The 22269-nt window shown below is 59.1% G+C and carries 16 protein-coding genes, 6 pseudogenes and 1 riboswitch; of the genes and pseudogenes, 6 read left to right on the top strand and 16 right to left on the bottom strand.

What is annotated here, in order from left to right:
* Nucleotides 1-100: 100 nt before the first annotated feature.
* The 3 genes from queE to queC are packed head-to-tail and all read right to left on the bottom strand — an operon-like array spanning nt 101 to nt 1887.
* Complete coding sequence (gene queE / locus AC4FWB_RS29750) at nt 101-835, bottom strand: 7-carboxy-7-deazaguanine synthase QueE (protein WP_491029800.1); 735 nt, start codon at nt 833-835, stop codon at nt 101-103.
* Nucleotides 832-1188 (bottom strand): 6-carboxytetrahydropterin synthase QueD, encoded by a 357-nt coding sequence (gene queD / locus AC4FWB_RS29745; RefSeq protein ID WP_491029799.1) that lies wholly within the window; start codon nt 1186-1188, stop codon nt 832-834. The genes queE and queD overlap by 4 nt, the downstream gene beginning before the upstream one ends.
* The gene (gene queC / locus AC4FWB_RS29740) at nt 1189-1887 is read right to left on the bottom strand and encodes a 7-cyano-7-deazaguanine synthase QueC (protein WP_491029798.1); all 699 of its coding nucleotides are present in this window, start codon (nt 1885-1887) and stop codon (nt 1189-1191) included.
* 233 nt (nt 1888-2120) lie between these two features.
* Here queC and AC4FWB_RS29735 point away from each other — a divergent pair, with 233 nt between their 5' ends.
* Nucleotides 2121-2543, top strand: a complete 423-nt coding sequence (locus AC4FWB_RS29735) for a hypothetical protein (protein ID WP_491029797.1) — start codon at nt 2121-2123, stop codon at nt 2541-2543.
* A 197-nt stretch (nt 2544-2740) separates the two neighbouring features.
* On the opposite strand, the gene AC4FWB_RS29730 is transcribed toward AC4FWB_RS29735, so the two are convergent.
* From AC4FWB_RS29730 to istA, 9 genes and pseudogenes are all read right to left on the bottom strand, one after another.
* Nucleotides 2741-3712: an HAD-IIA family hydrolase gene (locus AC4FWB_RS29730; RefSeq protein WP_491029796.1), complete on the bottom strand. Its 972-nt coding sequence runs from the start codon at nt 3710-3712 to the stop codon at nt 2741-2743.
* Entirely contained in the window at nt 3709-4755 is a 1047-nt protein-coding gene (locus AC4FWB_RS29725; protein WP_491029795.1) for a PLP-dependent aminotransferase family protein, read from the bottom strand. The genes AC4FWB_RS29730 and AC4FWB_RS29725 overlap by 4 nt, the downstream gene beginning before the upstream one ends.
* A gap of 227 nt (nt 4756-4982) precedes the next feature.
* Entirely contained in the window at nt 4983-6005 is a 1023-nt protein-coding gene (locus tag AC4FWB_RS29720; protein WP_491029794.1) for a hydroxymethylglutaryl-CoA lyase-like TIM-barrel protein, read from the bottom strand.
* Nucleotides 6006-6048: 43 nt separating this feature from the next.
* The gene (locus AC4FWB_RS29715) at nt 6049-6855 is read right to left on the bottom strand and encodes an SDR family NAD(P)-dependent oxidoreductase (protein WP_491029793.1); all 807 of its coding nucleotides are present in this window, start codon (nt 6853-6855) and stop codon (nt 6049-6051) included.
* Nucleotides 6856-6999: 144 nt separating this feature from the next.
* Entirely contained in the window at nt 7000-7302 is a 303-nt protein-coding gene (locus AC4FWB_RS29710) for a hypothetical protein (RefSeq protein WP_491029792.1), read from the bottom strand.
* A 28-nt stretch (nt 7303-7330) separates the two neighbouring features.
* Nucleotides 7331-8095, bottom strand: a complete 765-nt coding sequence (locus AC4FWB_RS29705) for an SDR family oxidoreductase (RefSeq protein ID WP_491029791.1) — start codon at nt 8093-8095, stop codon at nt 7331-7333.
* Between the two features lie 234 nt (nt 8096-8329).
* Nucleotides 8330-8499: pseudogene (locus AC4FWB_RS29700) on the bottom strand (MFS transporter); the annotation flags it as partial.
* A gap of 123 nt (nt 8500-8622) precedes the next feature.
* Nucleotides 8623-9435, bottom strand: coding sequence for an IS21-like element helper ATPase IstB (gene istB / locus AC4FWB_RS29695; protein ID WP_491029790.1), 813 nt, complete (start codon nt 9433-9435; stop codon nt 8623-8625).
* A pseudogene (gene istA / locus AC4FWB_RS29690) lies at nt 9432-10863 on the bottom strand (IS21 family transposase). The gene istB and the pseudogene istA overlap by 4 nt, the downstream one beginning before the upstream one ends.
* Before the next feature lie 265 nt (nt 10864-11128).
* On the opposite strand from istA, the pseudogene AC4FWB_RS29685 reads away from it, so the two are divergent.
* Nucleotides 11129-11321, top strand: a pseudogene (locus AC4FWB_RS29685) (transposase); the annotation flags it as partial.
* 57 nt (nt 11322-11378) lie between these two features.
* A pseudogene (locus tag AC4FWB_RS29680) lies at nt 11379-11725 on the top strand (transposase); the annotation flags it as partial.
* Nucleotides 11726-12180: 455 nt separating this feature from the next.
* Here AC4FWB_RS29680 and AC4FWB_RS29675 read toward each other — a convergent pair.
* Entirely contained in the window at nt 12181-12876 is a 696-nt protein-coding gene (locus tag AC4FWB_RS29675; RefSeq protein WP_491029789.1) for an OmpW/AlkL family protein, read from the bottom strand.
* Nucleotides 12877-14225: 1349 nt separating this feature from the next.
* Here AC4FWB_RS29675 and AC4FWB_RS29670 point away from each other — a divergent pair.
* Nucleotides 14226-15596: an IS1182 family transposase gene (locus tag AC4FWB_RS29670; protein ID WP_491029788.1), complete on the top strand. Its 1371-nt coding sequence runs from the start codon at nt 14226-14228 to the stop codon at nt 15594-15596.
* Nucleotides 15597-15796: 200 nt separating this feature from the next.
* On the opposite strand, the gene AC4FWB_RS29665 is transcribed toward AC4FWB_RS29670, so the two are convergent.
* Complete coding sequence (locus AC4FWB_RS29665) at nt 15797-16261, bottom strand: Ros/MucR family transcriptional regulator (RefSeq protein WP_491029787.1); 465 nt, start codon at nt 16259-16261, stop codon at nt 15797-15799.
* 314 nt (nt 16262-16575) lie between these two features.
* On the opposite strand from AC4FWB_RS29665, the gene AC4FWB_RS29660 reads away from it, so the two are divergent.
* Both AC4FWB_RS29660 and AC4FWB_RS29655 read left to right on the top strand, forming a co-directional pair.
* Nucleotides 16576-16830, top strand: coding sequence for a hypothetical protein (locus AC4FWB_RS29660; protein ID WP_491029786.1), 255 nt, complete (start codon nt 16576-16578; stop codon nt 16828-16830).
* 63 nt (nt 16831-16893) lie between these two features.
* A pseudogene (locus tag AC4FWB_RS29655) lies at nt 16894-17826 on the top strand (cytochrome-c peroxidase); the annotation flags it as partial.
* A 363-nt stretch (nt 17827-18189) separates the two neighbouring features.
* Here AC4FWB_RS29655 and metE read toward each other — a convergent pair.
* Nucleotides 18190-20550 (bottom strand): 5-methyltetrahydropteroyltriglutamate--homocysteine S-methyltransferase, encoded by a 2361-nt coding sequence (gene metE / locus AC4FWB_RS29650; protein ID WP_491029785.1) that lies wholly within the window; start codon nt 20548-20550, stop codon nt 18190-18192.
* Nucleotides 20551-20643: 93 nt separating this feature from the next.
* Nucleotides 20644-20845, bottom strand: a riboswitch (cobalamin riboswitch).
* Between the two features lie 446 nt (nt 20846-21291).
* A pseudogene (locus AC4FWB_RS29645) lies at nt 21292-22143 on the bottom strand (IS256 family transposase); the annotation flags it as partial.
* Nucleotides 22144-22269: the final 126 nt, after the last annotated feature.

Here is a 22269-nt window from a genome sequence, read left to right as displayed (position 1 = left end):
CATGATCCAAGATACCTGAAACCGCCGGGCCTTGCTCGCGCGCAAAGCTACGATTCACTCAATAGAATCAATCGCTTGCTGTTTATGGACAGAAACTAGACTAGACGCCTCTCTTGTTACCCCAGAGCATAACGTGCAGCTGTGGCAACACGCGGGCTTCGAACCACCTGTCGCGGGTCACGCTATCAACCAGCCACTCCATGCGTTTCATTATTCCGTCAAGGTCGACAGGCGCGTCTTCATTTCCGGGGCGTGGGGGTGTGTGATTGCCGGGTTGCAGATAGACTGGAAGTCGCGGAAATCTCGCGGCGGCCTCTTTCGCGTAGGCGTAGTCAATTTCGTCGAAAACAACGAGCTTGAGCACGACTTGCGGCTTGTCCTGTGCCGCCTGGAGGCACGCCTCGACAGCGGCCCAATCGGTCGTCATTTCGCTTGACGGCGGCTTTGGGCTGAGGACCAGCACGTCAAGGTCGGCAAACCATTCCCTGACCACGGAACCTTGGGTTTCGAGCGCAAATCGGTAGCCCTCATCACGGCCTCGCTTGATGAGCGCACCGAAAGGCTGGATAGCCGGATTGCCGCCTGACAGCGACACCATCAACGGGCGGCCGCCAGAAAGCGCGACCACGTTTTGCCACACCGCGTCGGAGGACATCACCTCCCATTCATGGCGGAATTGGTTGCCCACCGCATGCAGGCTGTCGCACCAGCAACATCGATAATCACACCCGCCGGTTCTGACGAAGACCGTCGGCAGACCGATGAGCACGCCCTCGCCCTGGATCGTCGGCCCGAAAATCTCACTCACGCGGATTGCGGGATGCGTATCGGTCATGGCCGGCATTCCGCCCATGTTTTCGGCGTTTCGCTCACCCGCACGGCCGAGGTTTCGGGCAGGCGTGCCTTGCACCATTCATAAAAATGTCTGGCCAGATATTCCGCCGTGACTTGCTCATGCTCCAGCACGTGGTTGAGATGTCGGTGGTCGAAGCTCTCGTCGATATAGCGTTTGAGCGGCGCCAAATCGTGATAGTCGCGCACGAAGCCGTGCTCGTTCAGTTCCTTAGCCGAAAGCTCCACTTCGACGATGTAGTTATGCCCGTGCAGGCGCGCGCACTGGTGGTCAGGCGGCAGGGACGTGAGCTGATGCGAGGCCGAGAAGTGGAATTGCTTGGTGATGCGGAACATTTACGCGCTCCTCCTCTGCAGCGCGCCGAGCCAGAAGTCGGCGTCCTCGTAGTCGGTGGGGTCCGGGTGCCTAGAGAGATGAAAGGCCTCGCGCCGCTCGACGCAGGTCCCGCACCGTCCACAGTGACGCTCGCCGCCCTTGTAGCAGGACCAGGTCTGCGCAAATGGCGTGCCGTGTCTTGCTCCATCCTCAACGATGTCCGCCTTCGTGAGGTTCACATAAGGCGTATGAAGGCGAATGTTCGCGTAGCCGTCGAGCGCGCGGTCTTGCATCATCTGGAAGGCGTCGATGAAGGCTGGCCGGCAGTCCGGATAGATGAAATGATCCCCGCCATGCACGGCCGTCGCCACCGCGTCAGCGTGGTGCGCGGCGGCGAAGCCGAAGGCGATGGCCAACATGATGGCGTTCCGGTTCGGCACCACCGTGACCTTCATGGTGTCTTCGGCGTAATGCCCGTCGGGCACGTCCACATTATCGGTCAGCGCGGAGCCGGAAAGGCCGCGGCCGATTTCACGGATGTCGATGATGCCGTGCGGAACGCTCAGTCGCTCCGCGCAAAGACCGGCGAAGCCCAATTCCTTGCTGTGCCGTTGGCCGTAATCGAAAGATAGGAGGCCAGCGAGCTCGTACTCCGCTGCCACCTTGTGAGCAAGGGAAACGGAATCCAATCCGCCGGAGCAGACGACGAGAGTCTTCATGGTTTGGGGGTTCCTGTTTTGACCGGGTAGGCTGCGACCGGAGATTTCTCTGCGCTCCCAGTACCCCAGGGAGTCTCGTTTGTGAACGGGGGATGAGTTTGATGCGCTGACGTGCCGCTGTGCTCAGGCGGTCTGAGCCTGCAAGAAACACGAAACTAACGAAACGGCCCTCTTCAGTGCACGTCCAAACCCAGGCATATTGATGAGAGGAGCCGATCAGACGTGTGATTGGAATGGCCAGCGGTGGTCGCCGCCATTCCAAGCTCGACCCGCATCGTGCGTTTCTGCTTGGCCGTGTGGTCGAGAAGTATGACATCACTATGCCGGAGCTTGCCGCCGAATTGGCCGCTGCTGCAGGCGCCCAGGTCGCTCCTGCCTCGATCTCGCGCTGGCTCATCAGGAACGGCTATCGCTTTAAAAAAACGCTGCTGGCCAGCGAGCAAGATCGTCCCGACATCAGCAAGGCACGGCAGGAGTGGCAAGCCAGGCGTCAGCCGCGGATGCGGCTAGCCCCGCCTGCTGCCACCAGGCCCAAAGCAAGCCGAGGCATCGCTCCGACGCCCTCCGACGGCCGAAATGGTCGGCTCCCGGCCGCGCACTTTCCGCAACGATCTGGTCCCTTCTCCGCCGGCGTCCAGCAGCGCGGCCTGCGTTGACTGGTAATCACTTCACGCGGCGACGATGATCATCTTCGTGCACCTTGACGCCCAGCAACATCTGTTATCCCATTCCATCCCATGTATTCACGACCCATTCCGCCGAAATAGCCGAACGAATATCGTCATCTTCCTGATAATGATGCGGCTGCGCTCAACCGCTGCCTCCAAGATACGCCTTGTCCGCTCGGCAATCCTCACGCCAAGCCGCCCAATCTGCATTTTGTGCTAGAATGCTTCTCAGATCGAAGATGTGGAAACAAACTGCCATCAAAGATTTGACCGAGGTTCTTTGCGACATAATCGGGAGTGCAGTTCTCGTCTTCACGCAACTCACCGCTGCTATTGACGCCAGTGGTTACGAGAAGTGAGTCGAGCCCGACAGCCTTTGCGCCCTTGATGTCAGTATCAACCTGATCGCCGACCATCAAAAGACGGTTGGTGCCGGCCCGAGCGATACATTCTTCGAAAATCGCCCTTCCGGGCTTACCCATAAACTCTACTGAGATTGGAGGAGCTCCGAAGGGCGCCAGCCCTGCGTGAAGCATTGGCCCTATTATGCCTGGTCCAAAGACGAGCGCGCCGTTTATAGGATAAATAATATCCGGGTTTGCCGATATTATACAGGGCATCTCGCCCGTGTCGACCAGCCTGCGCTGAAACGCGGACAGGATGTGATCGGCAGCCCGTTTAAAATCGAAACCTTCGTCATCGAGCACGACGAGCGAGTCGAATGTTTCGGCCGTGTCAGCGCAATGAAGGTTCGGGTGCTGGCCGAACATGTCATGCGCAGCGCATCTACTGCCCAGGTAGCTAACTCGCCGCCCCGCCGCTAACTCTTCGAGTACGCGGTGTCGTGCGACACCTCCTGCTGACACAATACGATCGATTGCCGGAATCGGAAGTCCAGCGCGGCGAAGACGCGCAAAGATCGTCGCATCCGATCCACTACTGATATTTGTTACTATGTAGTACGGTTGGCCTGACAAATTGAGTTGGGCCAAGGTATCAACAGCGCCCGGGAGGGCATCAGTTTCGCTGATCAGGACCCCTATTGCGTCGAAGAGTATCGCGTCGTAGCGACCTGCCAATGTCGGAGAAAGACGCTCGGGAGTTGACAGGCCGTCAGCGATTTCGATCGGCTGGCTTTGTTGAGTACCATCGGTCATGATTCACCCTGAGCAAGTTTCTTGCCAGGCACGACTATCGCTTCGGGCGGGATACTGGCCTCGCACATTTCGCTATAAGCCCAGGCCAGCCATTGGCACAAAATTGCCAAGTCTTCTGCCTCGACAGTGGGCCCCGCCCATATTCGAAATCCCGGTGGTGCGTCGCCGTAGCTCCAGATGTCAAACGCCGCCCCTTCGGCTTCGAGCAAATGGATCATCTGCCCAGCAATTTTGCCGGTGCCGTCTTTTTCGCCACCGGTGATTTTCTCGCCCATGAGGCGAAGGGTAATTGAACAGGAGGAGCGTGCTGCCGGGTTGGTGCAAGTCCAATCAAGCCAAGGGGTTGCGTTCACCCAGTCGGCCATCACAGCATAATTGTCGGCGACTCTGTTCAAAAGCGCTGGTAATCCGCCGCACGCTTCGGCCCAGTCGAGCGCAGAATGAATATCCTCAACAGCGAACATGCTGGGGGTCGAGATTGTCCGGCCGTCATAGAATGCCTGGTTCACGGATCCGTCAGAGTTGTGTAACCTTAGCAGCCTGGCAACAGGTTTGCGTCCGCCGGTTTTCAGCCGTTCCTGGGCTCGAGGCGAGAGTGCGATCATGCCATGGCCGCCTTCGCCACCGAGCGCCTTTTGCCATGACCAGCACAGAACGTCGATCCGATCGAAGTCGATGGGCCTTGTAAAGGCTGCCGAGACGGCATCTGCGATCACAAGCCCACCACGACCCGAAAGAATCCATTCAAGATCCGGTGGACAAACGCCGCTGCTAGTGCCGTTTAGCACTAGAACAACGTCGTGATTGGGGTCGATTCCGCTAGTGTTTGGAAAATCTCCGAAAGCACAGCTGTGCCGCCTCTGGGGAGCAAGTGCCAGCGAATCAATCTCATCTGCCCAATATTTCGAGAAGCTGTCTGACAAGAATGTCTCGACTGGAACCGGGCCGAGTAGATTTTGCAAGGCCATGCTGCAGGCGCCAGTGCCCGAACCGGGCACGATTCCGCAGAGCCAGCTATCAGGCAGCTCAAGCAATGAAGCCATGCGCCTGATTACCGCCCCCAGCCTTTCTGCTCCCGCGGAGCTTCGGTGGCTTCGTCCGACATAGCGCAACATAGCGGGATCCACACTCCAACCGGGATGTTTGCGGCAAGGGCCAGATGAAAACCGCGGATCGGACGGGAGGGCCGGTGGTTTCTCAACCGCATTTGGTAGAGCCATGGCTTTCTCCAATTTGGCAAAAAGGGACACCGAAACAGAGACATCTGCGGTCAGGCGATGTCCTCCGCCATCAGCGCCGACAGCCTTTCATTGGCAAAACTCGTTCGCTCATCGGGGTGGAGACACGAAAGACGGTTGATAATCGCGGCGTCAGATAATGTCCCGCCTTCACGTAGCTTTTGAACATAGGTCGGATGGATAAAGTTTGAGCCGGCGAATTGATAAGCGACGCTGCTGCCCCAACCATGCCGTTTGCGGAGCGGATCGAAGTACCGCAGGACGTGCTCAAGGAGTGCCCGTTCCTTCGATGTTTCGAGGCCCGCAAGCATCGGCAGGAGCTGCTCACTGGCCGCATTTCCTGCCCCGCGACCCATGCCGCCCATAGTGCAGTCTATCCAAGTCGCTCCCGCCATAGCCGCGGTTAGTGAATTGACCAGCGCATATCCGCGGTTGTCGTGGCCGTGGAAACCAATGTCAGGTTCAATTCGCACAGCGAACCGATCAATAAACTCTTGAACTCGAGCCGGCGTCATGGAGCCAAAGGAATCGGCAATATAAAGCACCTCGACGGCGTCGACCTGCTTTGCCTCTTTCAGGCACATCTCAACCTCCGCCGCATTCGCGGCGTCGATTTGCATGACGTTTAAAAATACGCGGAAACCCTTCTGAGCCAACTCGGCGCAAATACTCCTAGAGGCAGCCAAATTGTTGTAATGCGTCGCCAAGCGGATGGTCGTGATAGCCCCGCGTATTAGTCCTTCTGTCAGGCGGGCCACTGCAAGGGGCACCGGCAGTTCACTCGCGAGCACATCCTTGGCGTCGATCATCACGCATGCCTCGACCAAGAGAGCGGCCGCCACCTGTTCGGCCTTAGAGCTTGTTAGGTTTGCGAAATATCCGTGACTTTTAGGTTTTCCAACGAGTCCCAGTTCGACCATGCGCACTGGAAGAGTGTTTATGGTATCCACATAGTCCGACACCAGTTCCGGCGCAAAATCCCAATCTGTGTAGTAGCCACCATCGCGCAAGGTGCAGTCTAAGACATTCAATCCAGCCGGTATATTGCCTACCATTACTAAGGCTCCCAAATACAGCAATAACAAGAAGCATCCTGCATCAGTTCGCAGCGTAACCCCCATCGACATAGAGAATCTCGCCTGTTACGAACGACGAAGCCGGGCTCGCGAGGAAGATGTATGGCCCGAAATACTCGGACAAATTGCCACGGCGTCGCATCGGAGTGAGCTCCACTGCGCGGCGCTGATAGGGGCTGTCGAGGTTGGGATGCACCCCATCCATGAAGTTGTTGATGAATCCAGGCGCGACAGCGTTTACACGAATACCCTTGTTGGCCCATTCCACCGCCATGGTGCGCGTCAGTTGATTGACGCCCCCCTTGCTCGCAGCATAGACGGCCAGCCCCGGTATCCCGAGCGAACTGGCGACCGAAGATGTCATGATGATGCTCCCGCCGCCTTGATCCAGCATGGCTTTGGCGGCGAACTTGGCACAATAGTAATAGCCACGCAGATTGGTATCGACAATTTCGTCCCATTCCGGCTCTTCGTAGCAATGCGCTGGCTTGATGATGTCGACACCCGCGTTGCAAACCATCACATCGATCTGCCCAAACCGGCCGACCGAGCCACTGATTAGTGCCTTGCAATCATCGTGCGACCTCACATCAGCGCGGATGGCAATCACGTCAATATTTTGGCCCGCAAGTTCGGCCTCTGCTTCGGTCAATTCTTCAATATTGTGCGAGGAAAGGACTATCTTTGCCCCTAGCCTTCCGAAGCAGGTGGCGAGCGACTTTCCCAGGCCGCGACTCGAGCCTGAGATGCAGACTACCTTACGAGCAACACCAAAGAGCTCCTGGTACCCTTCCGCGCCAATCCCGGAATTGCGAGTTGTGTCAGACATAATTGTTTACCACTCCAACTATAATTTTCGCTTATTCACACCAAGGTGCTCCTTCGGCAGCCAGTTTAACGTGGCGCAAATCGCAAAACGGCCTCGTATTGCGGACTGCGCTTCATGCGCTCCAATCCAGCCGCGTGGTATTGTTCAACATTTCGACAAATCAAAAGTATATCGAAACTCATGGAGTGCCTCGTCGCCCGCAGTTGCCTCAACCACCTCTTCACAATTCACTTTACGCCAATAACCGGGCTCTCGCTGTGAAAGATCGACTATTTTGAATTGATCGCACACCATCAGGCGCCTGGTTGGTCGGTTTGCGGGTTTATTTCCAAGGGTTAGAAGACTAAAGGGGGAAAAGAGATCCTGCTCAGGACGATCTCGAATGCGCGAATAGGCGATTAAGGGGCTAAGACCGACGACGGCTCTCCTTGGGTTGGCTTGGTTCATGCGACGGCTCCTTAGTCCGACGAATTGCTCAGACCGTAGCACTCAGTCCACCATCGATGACGATCAAAGTGCCGCTGACATAGGCCGCGCGGGGGCTGGCCAAGAATGTCGCGACTGCTGCGAATTCTGAGGGATCGCCGAGCCGTCGGGCCGGCGTTCTATCCTCAAGCGCACAGATAGCTTCGGCGTGGTCGCCCAGTCGATTGGCTTCATGAATTGCCGTGCTGTGCGCACCAGGAGCGAGCACGTTTACGGTGATGCTCTCGCCCGACAATTCTTGAACGAGTGCGTGGCAGTAGGGCACCAGCCCCGCTCGTGCGACACCCGACAGTGCGAAATGTGCTGGGGTCCGTACGATAGCCTCGGAAGCGAGCATCAATATTCGCCCCGCCTGTGAGCGCCGCAGATAGGGCAAGGCAGCCGTAACTAGATTTATCGAAGGCAAAAGCACCCGGTCAAACGCATCGTGGAAGTCCTTAGGCGTCATGGCAGAGGGTGGGCCGGCAGAAACACCGCCGCAATTCGTCACCAAGATGTCGATGCTCTGAAAATGCGCTGCTGTCTCGGCAATCCAAGCCGCTGCATCCGCACAATCGGTAACATCGGTCGCGCGCGCCAACACTTTGGCCCCTTTGCTGCGCAACCGGTCCACTGCCCTTTCCAGCCGCACTGAGTCCCGTCCACAAATGGATAGGCGGCACCCTTCATTCGACAGCTCCTCAGCTGTGGCCAAACCTAAGCCGCTGGAGGCGGCCGCGACCATCGCCACCTTGCCGTCAAGCCGTAAGTCCATCTCACAATGCTCCTTGGCACCCCTGCAGACAGCAGAGCATGCGCCGTGCCAAACGAAAAATGGCCTAAAACAGTATGATATCCGTGCTGATAAACGTCTGTTTTTGCTCTTACGTCGGATTCCCGACATGTATGTCTCTTTCACTTGGCTCGGATTCCGCCGGCTCGGCGGCGACTTCGAACGATCCATCGTCAGCGGGCGAGGCGCGTATATCCATCTTGTCCATGCACTTCACGCTGCGCCGCCGGAGGAAGGGGCGGAATAGATCGAGAGCGTGCGACCGACGACCAGCCCGGACTCGACAATTGCACGCTCACGTCAAGCCCTGTCCAGGCGACCACCCAACCGGCACCGCCAAGTGTGAGCACGATAGTCGCCACCACCAGCGAAGGTGTGAAGTGTAGCGCGACAATCTGGGAGAGAGGTGCGCGACAATCTGGATGAGAATCTGGCGTCGCGGCGGGTGTGATGATTGCGGCTTTGATTGACGCGCGCAAGTGCTTTGTCAGGTTGATTGTCGCGGCGCGTCAATCAGGGGCGATGTTGGCGGGTGTTGCGTATGAGGCGGGCCGCCCTGGCCCCTTTCTGCGCTCGACCGCCTGGCGACGCCTGTAGCTTTCGACATTCATCTCGAAGATGGTGGCGTGATGGACGAGCCGGTCGACGGCGGCGAGCGTCATGGCGGGGTCCGGGAAGACCTTCCCCCACTCGCCGAAGGGCTGGTTGGCGGTGATCAGCATGGAGCGTCGCTCGTAGCGGGCGCTGATGAGCTCGAAGAGCACGCTGGTCTCGGCCTGGTCCTTGGTGACGTATGCGAGGTCGTCGAGGATGAGCAGGTCGAACTTGTCGAGCTTGGCCAGCGCGCTCTCGAGGGCGAGGTCGCGACGGGCCTGCTGCAGCTTCTGGACGAGGTCTGTGGTGCGCGTGAACAGCACTCTGTAGCCGTGCTCGATGAGGGCGAGACCGATCGCCGAGGCGAGATGGCTCTTGCCGGTGCCGGGCGGGCCGAACAGGAGCAAATTTGCACCTTTCTCCAGCCAAGTGTCGCCGGCAACGATGGCCATGACCTGAGCCTTGGAGATCATCGGCACGGCCTCGAACGCGAAGGTGTCGAGGGTCTTTCCGGGCAGGAGGCGGCCCTCTGCGAGGTGGCGCTCGATGCGGCGGCGATCGCGTTCGGCCAGTTCGTGCTCGACGAGCGCGGTGAGGAAGCGTGCGGCGGGCCAACCCTCCTTGTCGGCCTGCTCGGCGAACTGCAGCCAGATCACCTTGCTGGCGGGCAGCCGCAGCTCGTTGAGGAGCAGGCTGAGCCTGGCGGGGTCTATGGAGAGGTTCTTCATGCCGCATCTCCCATCACGGGCTCGTGGTTGGCGCCGATGAGTGTCTCGTAGGCCTGAAGCGGTGCCAGGCGGACGACGACATTGGGCAGGCGTGCGGGATCGGGCGTGAAGCGGGCACGCAGGGCAGCCATGTCGGGGAGCCTGTGACTGTCGAGGCAGACGGACAGTTCGTCCGCCAGCTCGCTCTCGCAGCCGCGCTCGTGGGCCATGGCCAGAAGCTCGACCATGAAGCGGCAGGCCTGGCGCTCGGGCAGACGCTCGACGAGGAGATGACGTGCCGGTAATTGACGACCTGATCGTGCTTGCCGGACGGGGAGGCACGCCCGCGCGGCAGTGTCATGAGATGCGTGCCGCCGATAAAGACATCGAGCCGGTCGTCGTAGAGGCGCACGCGCAGGCGATGACCGATAAGGCGCGACGGCACGGTGTAGAAGACCTTGCGCAGCGTGAAGCCGCCCGATGAGGTGACGCGCACGCTGAGCTCCTCAAAATCGGCGGTGCGCCGCTCAGGCAGGTCCCGAAGCTGGGTGCGCTCGGCATCGATGCGCTTGGCATTGCGGGCATTGCGGCGACCGACGATCTCGTCGACGAAGCGGCGATAGGCGGCCAGGTCGTCGAAATCGCGCGACCCGCGCAGCAGAAGCGCATCCTCGATCGCCCGCTTGAGATGGCCGTGCGGGCCTTCGATGGCGCCGTTCTCATGGGCGACGCCGGCATTGTTGCGCGAAGCCGTCATGCCATAGTGCGCGATGAGTTCCTCATAGCGGCGCGTCAGGTCCTCGCGCGCGTCCCTGTCCAGGTTGCGGAAGGCCGCCGAGAGGCTGTCGGAGCAGTGCTCGCGCGGCACGCCGCCGAGCGACCAAAGCGCGTTCTGCAGACCCTCGGCCAGAGCAACGAAGCTCTCGCCGCCAGCACGACGTGGGCGTGCTCGAAGCCGGAATAGGCGAGCCGGAAATGGTAGAGCCGGTGGTCGAGCGGCTGACCGGTGATCGTGACGCCGAAGGCGGCCATGTCGGTGAAATCCGACAGCCCGAGCCGGCCGGACTCGTGCACCTGGCGGAAGATGACCTCCTGTTCCTCGCCATGAACGGCGCGCCAGGCGCGGATGCGCCGCTCCAGCGTACGGCGCACGCCCTCGCCCAACTCGGGATGACGGCGCATCATCTCCTCGAAAACGGCCACAGACCGAATGCCGGGCCCGGCCTTCAACAGCGGGACGACTTCGGCGTCGAAAATGTCGGCGAGCGGATCGGGGCGCCGGCGGCCGCGCAGCTCCTTCTTCTGCGAGGGAAGTCTTGGATCCGTCTCGATCCGGTAGGCCGTTGCCACGCTGATCGATGCCTTTGCCGCGGCAAGGATCGTCGGATGGGTCTGTCTGAGCTTCATGTAAAGCCTCATCTGATGGTCGGTTACGTGGCGGCCGGGCACAAAGTGATTCCTCCGAATCGGAAAAACCACCGGCATACCCGGCCGACCGCGACCACCAGACAGACCCTGAAAACGGGCCGCCGCCGCTGGACGGAAACTCCGGTCGGGCTACGCCCTCCCTACGTTCCCGCCCAGCGGCGTTCTCATCCTGATTGACGCTGCACTCTCACCTTGATCGCCGCGCCGCAGGTGCCCCTGTCCCGGATGGTCGCACCATACGCCGAAGATCGCTCATCTCCAGCGGAGATCGGATGGCACCGTCATGATCATACCGGTTACGAATGCGATCGAGGCGCTGAACTCGAAGCTTCGCCGCGCCGTCCGCACCACCGGCCACTTCCTCAATGACGACACCGCCATGAAGCTGCTATATCTGGTGCTCAACCACGCGCCGAGGATGGAAACGACCGCCGCGCGAGTGGTTCGAGGCCAAGACACAGTTCGCCGTCGTCTTCGGGAGCGCTTCGTCGGCAATGACGAAACCGGCCTCGCGCATAGAATTCCTAACAGTCCCGCGTGACCTTGCAGAGGCCAAGGTCGACCTCGCCGCATGGCTATCCAAATGGGCGTCCCCACTATCCCCGGCTGATCGCCTGGGTCGAGGGGAACACCGAGCTGACGCTCACCTCCTTCCGGCTGTCGCGCCAACACCACAGCCACCTCAAGAGCACCAACATGCTGGAGCGTCTCAACGGGGAGATCAGGCCCCGCACCTATGTCGTGCGATAACCCCGAGAGCTGCCTGCGTCTCGTCAGGGCTTTGGCCGTCGAAACCCACGAGAACTGGATGGAGGCAAATCGCTACATCAACATGGATGATTTGCGCGAACACAGGAAGCTCGCACCACGCCAAGCCGCATGACCAGCCATCATGGCCGCCCCGTTTTTGCAGATCTTGACGCACACAACCTCACAGACAGCATCATTGCGGGGTCAAGCCATGGGGAGGGCAAACGCGGGTCTCGGGCTGCGCAAAGAACAGCTAGCTGTCTCAACATGGCTGAACAGACATCTTGTCGGCGACGAGGAGCGTCGAGTTCCCAGAGGCACAGCCAGTAGACTGTTGGCGGGCAAAGTGATTCTATCAACATTCCAGAAGGTAGTCACCGTGATCCGAGGCGCATCTGGCCATCCCATTTCAAACGTTGGTCGGATTGCATTGACCAAGTACACTTTCTTGGTCCGGGCAAGCGAGCGACCGCTCCTGAACAACGGCTTCCTTAAGTGTCGTCTGTGAAGGAACGACCATAAAAAGGTCGCACAAGGCGCCACTTCAGTTGAGATCAGCTATCACCAAGCCGCCTTCGCTTTTCATGATTAGAAGTGGTAGGTGACACCTGCGCCTATCAACCACGGATCGAGAGCAGCTTTTCCTGCTAGTTTCGCGCCGTCCACCGTGACGTCGAAATCTGGCTTGAGGAAAAGCTTCTTCATGTCGAAGTTGACGCCCCAATGTTGGTTCATCATGTAGTCAAATCCTAACTGCAGCGCGACGCCGAACGTGTTCTTAATATCGAGAGCATCGGCACTGCCGACATCCTGGTTATAGAAGATCGTGTAGTTCACGCCGGCACCGACATAAGGCATGAATGCGCCGAAATTGGTAAAGTGATACTGCAATGTGAGCGTGGGCGGTAGCAGCCAAACCTTGCCGATGTTGCCCAGCCCGCCGATCTCTCCCTGGCCGTTGACGTTTGCGTAGGTGGTGCCAAGGATAAGCTCGGTGGCGATGTTGTCCGTGAAAAAATAGGAGATATCGAGTTCCGGCGTCACGGTGTCCAAATAGGAAAGATCGGAGCCGGGCACCCCATTAACGTGGCCCGAATCCTCGGTGATGACCCCCAGCGCGCGCAGTCGGATCTGCCAAGGGCTTGGCCATTCCGCGACCGGGACTCCCGCCTGCGGGACGTTCGCGGCTTGCGCAAGCTCGGCCGCGACGGCCTGCTGTCCCATCACCATCAGGACAAGGCCCGTTGCTACTCCCCGGGCCACGCCCATTCCCTTTCTCTGCATGATATTCTCTTCTCCTTGTGATCAGGGGAATCTTGTCGGGACGGTCGAAAATCGTCGTCAGAGCGTCGCGATCGCGATCGAACTGCTTTCCACCGAAGTGCTCCAGGGTCCCTGGCCGACTGGCTGGCGGTCCATGGATGTGCCCGTTCTCCTTCTACATCTTAAGCCAAAGATAGTGATCGTCGTCGGGAGAACTCAGCGTTGGGTGGAAATCGAATGCGGTCATGCCCGGACAACGTGAAAAATGATGTCGACTGGAAAACAAGCGCGAGGTTCTCCTCCGGCTCGGGAAAGCTTAGTTTTCGCGGCGGCGATCGCATGTTTACTGGGCGTGATCATGATGAGTTCTCCCAGTCCGCGCCGCGGCAACGCATTTGCGCATACGACTGCAAGTGTCGTGCCAACTAGGAAAATGATTGCAGAACAACGCGATCACTTTACAGCGCCGTGTCTCATGTCGGACATCGTCAAAGATCCGACAACAAGTGCAACCAGCATCGCCATGGTCCTGATGAGTGTGACGGGTTGCTGGAGGCGGGTACCGGTGACAGGGAGCGAATGATCACAACCTTCAATCGCACTTCACAGAGAACACATGCGAGAGAGGCGTAATGGCGGTAATCAACCTAAGACCGATCAAAGGCAATTGGTCAGACCGATTTGAACTCGGCGCTCACACGACGGGAGGTGTCTATCTCGGTGTGAACACGGACATGTCTATGACACCACGCGTTCTGACGTTGGCGAGTTGCTCTACCGCTTACCGTGTACTACCACGTCATTGACATGGAAGCTCGACGAGTAATGCGTCACGCAACGAAGGGCGTCTAGTGAGCGATATGCAGTGCTGGATCGCCGTCAGCACGCCCTACGAGCCTCGGCAGCTAAAACCTTCCATGACCGACCTCCAAGGAGCAGCTATAAACGCGACATTGGAGGATTGGGTACTCTGGAGGCCATGCTGAAGTGGCAGCACAAGACACAGCTGCCACTGCCTGATCATTTCCAGTGCCGGAATTTCGTTTTTGCCGCGCCGAAGTCTCGGCTACGAGATCGAACAGGACCGCTAAACTAGCAAATCCTCCGCTGGCAGCCTCAGCAAAGCTGGCTGAAGTTTTTTTCCTTCGTCCTGGCAAGAGTGGGCGCGGTGCGCCCGGAGGTAGCCACGGCTGATCGATAAGAGCGAGAAAGAACTTGGCTCAACTGTAAGGTCGAGCACCAGTTGCTGTAAGGCGTCGCGAATTGCTTGTGAAGGAAGGCTGTTACGAAAAGGAAGGCGGGTTTGACCCCGCCTTCAGACTGCTGACAAAACCCCTGGCGTTAGCCGGGGGTTTTTGATTCACTGGGTCATGTTGAAGCGACCCGCCCCCGAACAGACCGCGCTTGAGATGGTAACGTTGGACCAACTGGTTCCGGCGGATCATCTGCTTCGCAAGATCGATCGAGCGATCGACTTCTCCTTCATCCACGATCTGACGGCGCCGCTGTATTGCGCGGACAACGGCCGGCCGCCGCTGGATCCGACCTTGATGTTCAAGGCCTTGTTCATCGGCTACCTGTTCGGAGTTCGCTCGGAACGTCAGTTGGTGCGCGAGATCGAGGTCAACGTCGCCTATCGCTGGTTCCTGCGGCTGAAGCTGACGGACAAGGTGTTCGACGCCTCGACACTGTCGCAGAACCGTCGGCGGCGCTACCAGGACGAGAGCATCGCGCAAGCGATCTTCGACCGCATCGTCGAGCAGGCGATCCGGGTGGGTCTGGTCGACGGCACGGTGCTCTATACCGACAGCACGCATCTGAAGGCCAACGCCAACAAGGGCAAATACGACCTTGCCATGGTCGCCAAGTCGCGTGCCGACTACTGGGCCGATCTCGACCGCGCGATCGAGGCCGAGCGGGCGCTGCATGGCCAGAAGCCGCTGAAGGACAAGCAGCGCAAGCCGCCTGAGAAGCAGACCAAGGTCTCGCGCGCCGATCCGGAGGCCGGCTACATGGTGCGCGAGGGCAAGCCGAAGGGCTTCTTCTACCTCGATCACCGCACGGTGGATGGGCGCTGCGGCATCATCACCGACACATACACCACGCCGGCCAACGTGCACGACTCGATCGTCTATCTTGGCCGGCTCGACCGCCAGGTGGAGCGCTTCGGCTTCACGGTGGCGGCGGCGGGGCTGGATGCCGGCTATGCCACGCCGGGCATCGCCAAGGGACTGGAAGACAGGAACGTCCGGGGCGTCATCGGCTATCGCAACCCGAGCCCGCCAAAGCCCGGCAAGATGCGGAAGAGCGACTTCGTCCATGAAGCGGAGCTGGACGGCTATCGTTGCCCGCAGGGTCAGTTGCTCACTTACGCCACAACCGATCGCGCCGGCTACCGCCAATATAGGAGCGACCCAGCCATCTGCCGCGACTGTCCGCTGCTGGCCTCCTGCACATCAAACGCCAAGGCCGAGCGCACCATCACACGTCATGTCTGGCAGGACGCCCGCGAGCGCGTCGACGCCAACCGGCTCACGGCATGGGGCAAGGCCATCTATCGCCGCCGCAAGGAGACCGTCGAGCGATCCTTCGCCGATGCCAAGCAGCTCTTCGGCCATCGCTACGCCCACTTCCGAGGGCGAACACGCGTCGCCTGCCAGTGCCTGATCGCAGCCGCCGCCCAGAACATGAAAAAGATCGCAATCAGCCTCTGGCCAAAGCCTAAACCGAGCCTCGCATGAGGCCCAACCTGCGTCGCCAGCCTCCTGACATTGCCTCCCGACATCAATTTGCCAAGTGCAATCAACCCACAAAACAAAACCCCGCCGAAAATCGACGGGTTTGTCAGCGGTCTGGAGGCGGGTTTGATCCCGCCTTTTTTATATTCCATGCGGGTTAAGCCCAGGCTGCGCCGCTCCCGAACGACTCTCGATTGCCGAAATCAAGCTGCGACCTTCTTGCGCGTCCGCTTCGCAGGCTCGGGCATCTCCGGCTCTTTCGGTTTGCGGCCGAGCCCCATTGTCTTGGCCAGGGCCGAGCGCGCCGCGGCGTAATTCGGCGCTACCATAGGATAATCGGCAGGCAAGCCCCATCTGGCACGATATTCATCCGGCGTGAGCCCATAATGGGTCGACAGATGGCGCTTGAGCGATTTGAATTTCTTCCCGTCCTCAAGGGAAATGATGTAGTCCGGTGTCACCGACTTCCTGATCGGTACCGCAGGCTTGAGAGCCTCTGGCTGTTCCGCGGAAAGGCCTGCGGCCGCGCCTTTGAGCGCAGCATGCACTTGACCGATTAAACCGGGTAGATCTCCCACCGGAACCGGATTGTTGGAGACATAGGCAGACACGACATCGGCGGTGAGCTCGATGAGGGCGTCGATGATCTTTTCGGCTTCTTCCGTCATTAAACGCTCCAGGCGGCGAGTGAAATACAGTCGGCGAAGCGTCGCTTCATAGTACCGGTTGTCGCTGAAAGCAACAACTGTCTCGAAGAGCAATTATTGCCAACGCTCGTCCAGAAGCGACGTCTATAGCGCCATATTCGCCTTCATGACCATTGATCCGTCCGTTGTTGGCGACCGTACCGAGGTGCTTCGCGCATTTCAGGCGCGTCCTGGCCGTAAGCTTTGCACCGAATTTCCAGTGATATCGAGAGCAGTCGCGTAAGCTGGAGCTCAATATCCAAGCCCATAGCTCGTAAGCAAATGTTGTGCGCGCTATGGCGAAGGCACACCGGGAGGCAGAATACGAACTGCTGGGAGACCGGCCAGAACTGAAATCTGACGAGGTGCCGACCCCGGTTTCTTCATTCATAGTAGAAGGAGCAGAGAGAATCGAAACGCGCTCCGGCACCAGCGCTTGGGGCCTGACGATCAGCACGCCCTTCCGTCGCTCAGAATCCAAACGAGAAGAGCGTTCACTTCCCGGCCGTTTCGCCTCTACCGCGAAAAAACAGGTGTCGCCGCTGATCTAGCGCAAGGCGTTGACGGAGCGCATATCGTAAAGTGGTTGCGTGCACCACGCAACGAGATCATTTATGAAGATCCTATTCACTGCGGTGGCTGTCGCCTTGCCAGCAGAGGCCGCTTTTGCTGCGCAAGCAATCCCCCTCAGACCTCAGAGCAACGGCTCTGGCCACTTTCAAGGCTTTGCCATCCACCACGCCGGCAGTAGCCAACAACCCTATCACCCCGGAGAAGATCGCGCTCGGCAAGCCAATGTTCTTTGATCCTCGCGTCTGGGTGTCAGGCGTCTTCTCGTGCAACTCCTGCCACAACTTGGCAACCGGCGGCGACGACAATCGTGAGACCTGGATCGGCCATGGCTGGCAGAAGGGACCGCGCAACGCGCCGACCGTACTGAACGCTGTCTTCAACATCGCCCAGTTTTGGGACGGTCGCGCCGAAGACCCGAAGGCTCAGGCGAAGGGACCGTTCCAAGCCAGCGTTGAAATGGCCAATACACCGGGTCAAGTCATCGCCACCCTCAAGTCGATGCCGCAATATGTCGAGTCGTTCAATACAGCTTTCCCGGGTGAAGATGATCGCGTAACATTCGAAAACTTCGCCAAGGCAATCGAAGCCTTCGAAGCGACACTGGTCACGCCGGCCCCCTTCGATAATTTCCTCAAAGGTGATGATGCCGCCATGACTTCCGAACAGAAACAGGGCCTGACACTTTTCATGGACAAGGGCTGCTCTTCCTGCCATGACGGGGTCAATGTTGGTGGGGACGGCTATTACCCATTCGGCCTCGTTGAAAAGCCCAGCCCCGACGTCCTGCCGGAAAATGACAAGGGCCGATTTGCGGTCACCAATACAGCCGACGGTTCATATGTTTTCCGCGTGCGCCGCTGCGCAACGTAGCACTCACCGCGCCATACTTTCATTCGGGCAAGGTCTGGGATCTGAAACAGGCCGTCGCCATCATGGGGACCACCCAGCTTGGCGAAAAACTGGCAGACGAAGATCGCGCATCTTAGGAAAATAAACGGCCAACTGGCTACGGAAAGTCGCAATGAACAATGATTGCGACTTTCACTGGACAATCACGACCTCAATGAGAACGCAAATACTTGGCCCGATCCAAATGTGTTACGATGGGATAACGTTAGGCATCTAGGCTGGCGTGAGACTGGTCAAAAAAATGTGTAGGCAGCTTATCCTATAAGGCGTTTTTGTCCCAGTTGGTATTCCTTCCAAATCACGTGTCGAAGGAAAACTGCAGATCCGCAGATACCGCAGATTTTCGCTGGAGTAACTTATTTCCAAAGATGCGGTTTACACATTCACGGCCTTCACGCGGTGGTTGATGATTCACACATGGTGAGAGATCAAAGACTTCCGGCCTGCACTTTCTCCCGGAGCGAGCGCGCTGCAGCGACCATATTCATGAGGGCAGGGCGGACCTCCTCCCATTTGCGCGTTTTGAGGCCACAGTCGGGGTTTACCCACAATTGGCCGTCGGACAGTCGCTCGCGGGCAAGCATGAGGAGGGCCGAAATCTCGCCGACTTCCGGGACACGTGGTGAGTGAATGTCATAAACTCCGGGACCGATTTCATTCGGATATTTGGAGCTCGTGAAGGCGTCCAGCAGTTCCATTTTCGAGCGTGACGTCTCAATCGAAATTACATCCGCATCCATTTCAGCGATCGCGTCGATGATCTCGTTGAACTCGGAATAACACATGTGAGTATGGATCTGAGTCGCGTCCTTCACACCCGTTGAAGCGATCCGGAAGCATTCGACAGCCCAGTCGAGATAGACCGTCCAATCACACTTGCGCAGCGGCAAGCCTTCGCGAAATGCCGCCTCGTCAATCTGGATCATCCTTGCGCCAGATCTTTCGAGATCCGTCACTTCATCGCGAATGGCGAGCGCAATCTGGCGGCAGACCTCGGCGCGGGATAGGTCGTCGCGAACAAAAGACCAGTTGAGAATGGTCACTGGGCCTGTCAGCATTCCCTTCACCGGCTTTTCCGTAAGCGACTGAGCGAATTCCCACCAGCGCATCGTCATCGGATTCGGGCGCGACACGTCGCCGAAGATGATAGGGGGACGCACGTAGCGGGAGCCATAGCTTTGCACCCACGCCTGCTGTGTGAAGGCGAAGCCGGACAGATGCTCGCCGAAATGCTGTACCATGTCGTTTCGTTCGAACTCACCGTGCACCAGCACGTCCAGCCCGATCTCCTCCTGCCAGCGAATAGCAGCCTCGGTCTCCTTCTTCAGAAAGGTTTCGTAATCGACATAGCTGAGCTGGCCCTTCGCATGAGCGGAACGCGCCTTGCGCACCTGAGGCGTCTGCGGGAAGGATCCAATCGTCGTCGTCGGGAACGGCGGCAGGCCGAGCGTGCGGGCCTGGACCCTGGAACGCTCGGCAAATGCGCTCTTTCGTTGCTTCATAGCGCCGTTGATGTCGGCGATCCGCCCTTCAACGAGCGGGTCGTGGACCTTCGTGGATGTTGCGCGAGTCGCGGCAGCTTCGGCAGAAGCTTTCAACTCGCCAGCCACCGCATCCCTACCTTGGGACAAGGCCCGGGCCAGGATGACCAGCTCGCCGGTCTTCTGGGCCGCGAAGGCGAGCCACGACCTGATGTTAGCATCCAGTGCCGTCTCCATACGCAAGTCGATCGGCACATGCAGCATCGAGCACGAAGGCGCGATCTCGACTCGGTCCAAGGGCCAGCCCGCGACGATCGGCTTGATGCGGTCGAGAATGGCAGTGAGGTTCGCACGCCAGACGTTGCGGCCATTGATCAAGCCAAGCGAGAGCACCAGATCCTTAGGCGCGAGCCGACCAATCGTTTCCAACTGCTCCGGAGCGCGCACGAGATCGACATGCAGCCCGGCTACCGGCAGAGAAATCGTCATCTCGAGATTGTCCCCCAGCGGCCCGAAATAGGTAGCCAGCATGATCTTCAGCTCGGGCGCGGCCTTTGACAGCTGCCCATAGGCAAATTCAAATGCAGCTCGTTCGTTCGGGTTTAGATCGAGCACAAGCGCTGGCTCGTCGATCTGCACCCAATCGGCTCCCGAGAGTTTCAACCTCCGCAGGAGTTGCTCGTAGACGGGCAAAAGCCGTGGAAGTAGCGCGATGGGACTGAACCCTTCAGCAGGTGACTTCGCCAGCTTGAGAAAAGTGACCGGCCCCAGCATGACCGGGCGTGTGTGAATGCCCAGGGCCTTTGCCTCGAGGAAGTAATCAACCGGTTTCGTCGACGAGAGCGTGAACGCCTGATCGTCGTCAAGTTCCGGCACGATGTAGTGATAGTTGGTGTCGAACCATTTGGTCATTTCCATCGCGTTCAGGCTAGATCCATGAGCCGCGTGCTGGCGGCCTGCCTGCCTACAATCCTCCCTCTGACCTTGGTTGCCGCGGGCCATGGCGAAATAGATGTCGAGTGGGACCTCGCCGCCATTCCATGCGTAGCGGGGCGGCACGGCGCCGACCATGGCTGCGGAGTCGAGTACATGGTCGTAGAGCGAAAAGTCATTCGACGGGATTTTCGACACGCCGCGATCGCGCTGCTCCTCCCAAATGGCGGCACGGAGCGCCTTCGCCGTCGCGAGAAGGTCGGCAGCACAAGATTTTCCGGACCAATAGCTTTCAAGCGCGAATTTCAGTTCTCGCCGACGACCGATACGCGGCACGCCGAGCGTTGCTACAGGAATTTGCTGAGAGACAGTCATGCCATACCCCGATGGTTGGGGCGCGGGACAAAGAAGGCGCTAATAGTCCGGCACGAACGCCGGGCTGCCGCGCCCGCCAAGACACCCCGCCCGTGGACGTAGTTCGCCGTGGCAGGTCTCCTGGCTCGCGGGGATCATAGCCTCTGCCCGTCTTCCCAAGGCTGTTCGCCTCAGTGACATGAGTGGGGTCGGCTCGCCGCTAACAGTTGCGGGGGCAGCGCCGGCATCGCACCGGCTTCCCTCTTAGCTCCGATGCGGCAGCGCCGCACGGAGAACCACGACACGGAGACAATCATAGCCGTCCACTCTTTTGTCAATACCGTATAAAGAAATGTTTATGTCATTATGCGAATGCGCGTTGCGCTGTCGGCGTGTTCTCCAAATCGCGTGGAAGGCGACTAGGGGCCTCGCCTACAGGAATAGGTGACCGGGCCAAATCAACAAATGAGCGCTGTGCAGAGCTGTGGCGCGCGCGCCTGCCAGACGGCCTGGCTCGGCTGCGCAAAGATTGCGAGCCGGGGCCTTTGGTCGGATCGATTGGGGCGTGACGGTAGGGTGGCGCCAGCAGAATTGCGAGGCTAGTCGCATGCTGCAGTAGCACGTCGAATGATATCAAGATCGCCTGAAACTGCCACCGGTAAGTGGCGCCAATTAGTTTCAGAGTTTCGATAAGATCGTGCCCACTGACGTGGTGTAGGTGACGGCATTGGTCGCCGTGCTCTCCGGCATGGGCCGGATTGATCAGCGTGCCACTGCCGGCAGGCTGACGAGCGGATCATCACTCATCTGGCTGATGGTCTCAAGAGACATGTAGCGGGCACGCTGGACGGCCCATTCATCATTCTGCTCCAGCAGCAATGCTCCGACGAGGCGGACAATGGCGTCGTCGTTGGGAAAGATGCCGAAGACCTCTGTGCGCCGCTTGATCTCACCGTTGAGCCGCTCGATCGGGTTTATGCTGTGCAGCTTGACACGATGCTCCTTGGGGAAGCTCATGTAGGCAAGCACATCATGCTCGGCCTCATCCATGATGGCGGCGAGTTTCGGCACCTTCGGCCGGATCTGGTCGGCGACGGCGCGCCATTGCAGGCTGGCGGCTTCCGCCGTCTCCTGGGCGAAGGCGGTGGCGATGAAGGCCGAGACGACGCGGCGGCCGCTCTTGCCGGCATGGGCCAGAACATTGCGGGCGAAATGAACCCGGCAGCGTTGCCAGGTGGCGCACAGCACCTTGGAGACTGCTGCCTTGATGCCTTCGTGAGCATCGGAGACAACCAGCTTGACACCTCTGAGGCCGCGCCGGGTCAACTTGCGCAGGAACTCTGTCCAGATCGGTTCGGCTTCCGAGGTGCCGATCTCCATGCCCAGCACCTCGCGCCGGCCGTCGCTGTTCACGCCCACCGCGATGATGACGGCGACCGAGACGATGCGGCCGCCGCGGCGCACCTTCAGATAAGTCGCATCGATCCACAAATATGGCCAGTCGCCTTCGATCGGGCGTTCGAGGAAGGCCTTCACCTTGCCATCGATCTCCTCGCACAGTCGGCTGACCTGGCTCTTGGAAATGCCGCTCATCCCCATCGCCTTGACCAGATTGCGTGTTTCAGTAAGTCCCGGACACCGATTTCGGTAAGTCGCGGACAGCAATTCCGCTAAATCCCGGACAGCGATTCCGCTAAGTCCCGGACACTTTCCGGGCCGGATTTGACGGTCGGTTCTCGG

The organism is Mesorhizobium sp. LEGMi-168a, from assembly GCF_058312955.1.
This window is presented reverse-complemented; position numbering and strand designations above follow the sequence as displayed.

Coding starts and splice junctions, on each gene's coding strand:
- queE (WP_491029800.1), bottom strand. CDS start 835: ATGACCGATACGCATCCCGCAATCCGCGTGAGTGAGATTTTCGGGCCG.
- queD (WP_491029799.1), bottom strand. CDS start 1,188: ATGTTCCGCATCACCAAGCAATTCCACTTCTCGGCCTCGCATCAGCTC.
- queC (WP_491029798.1), bottom strand. CDS start 1,887: ATGAAGACTCTCGTCGTCTGCTCCGGCGGATTGGATTCCGTTTCCCTT.
- AC4FWB_RS29735 (WP_491029797.1), top strand. CDS start 2,121: ATGGCCAGCGGTGGTCGCCGCCATTCCAAGCTCGACCCGCATCGTGCG.
- AC4FWB_RS29730 (WP_491029796.1), bottom strand. CDS start 3,712: ATGACCGATGGTACTCAACAAAGCCAGCCGATCGAAATCGCTGACGGC.
- AC4FWB_RS29725 (WP_491029795.1), bottom strand. CDS start 4,755: ATGGCTTCATTGCTTGAGCTGCCTGATAGCTGGCTCTGCGGAATCGTG.
- AC4FWB_RS29720 (WP_491029794.1), bottom strand. CDS start 6,005: ATGGTAGGCAATATACCGGCTGGATTGAATGTCTTAGACTGCACCTTG.
- AC4FWB_RS29715 (WP_491029793.1), bottom strand. CDS start 6,855: ATGTCTGACACAACTCGCAATTCCGGGATTGGCGCGGAAGGGTACCAG.
- AC4FWB_RS29710 (WP_491029792.1), bottom strand. CDS start 7,302: ATGAACCAAGCCAACCCAAGGAGAGCCGTCGTCGGTCTTAGCCCCTTA.
- AC4FWB_RS29705 (WP_491029791.1), bottom strand. CDS start 8,095: ATGGACTTACGGCTTGACGGCAAGGTGGCGATGGTCGCGGCCGCCTCC.
- istB (WP_491029790.1), bottom strand. CDS start 9,435: ATGAAGAACCTCTCCATAGACCCCGCCAGGCTCAGCCTGCTCCTCAAC.
- AC4FWB_RS29675 (WP_491029789.1), bottom strand. CDS start 12,876: ATGCAGAGAAAGGGAATGGGCGTGGCCCGGGGAGTAGCAACGGGCCTT.
- AC4FWB_RS29670 (WP_491029788.1), top strand. CDS start 14,226: ATGTTGAAGCGACCCGCCCCCGAACAGACCGCGCTTGAGATGGTAACG.
- AC4FWB_RS29665 (WP_491029787.1), bottom strand. CDS start 16,261: ATGACGGAAGAAGCCGAAAAGATCATCGACGCCCTCATCGAGCTCACC.
- AC4FWB_RS29660 (WP_491029786.1), top strand. CDS start 16,576: ATGGCGAAGGCACACCGGGAGGCAGAATACGAACTGCTGGGAGACCGG.
- metE (WP_491029785.1), bottom strand. CDS start 20,550: ATGACTGTCTCTCAGCAAATTCCTGTAGCAACGCTCGGCGTGCCGCGT.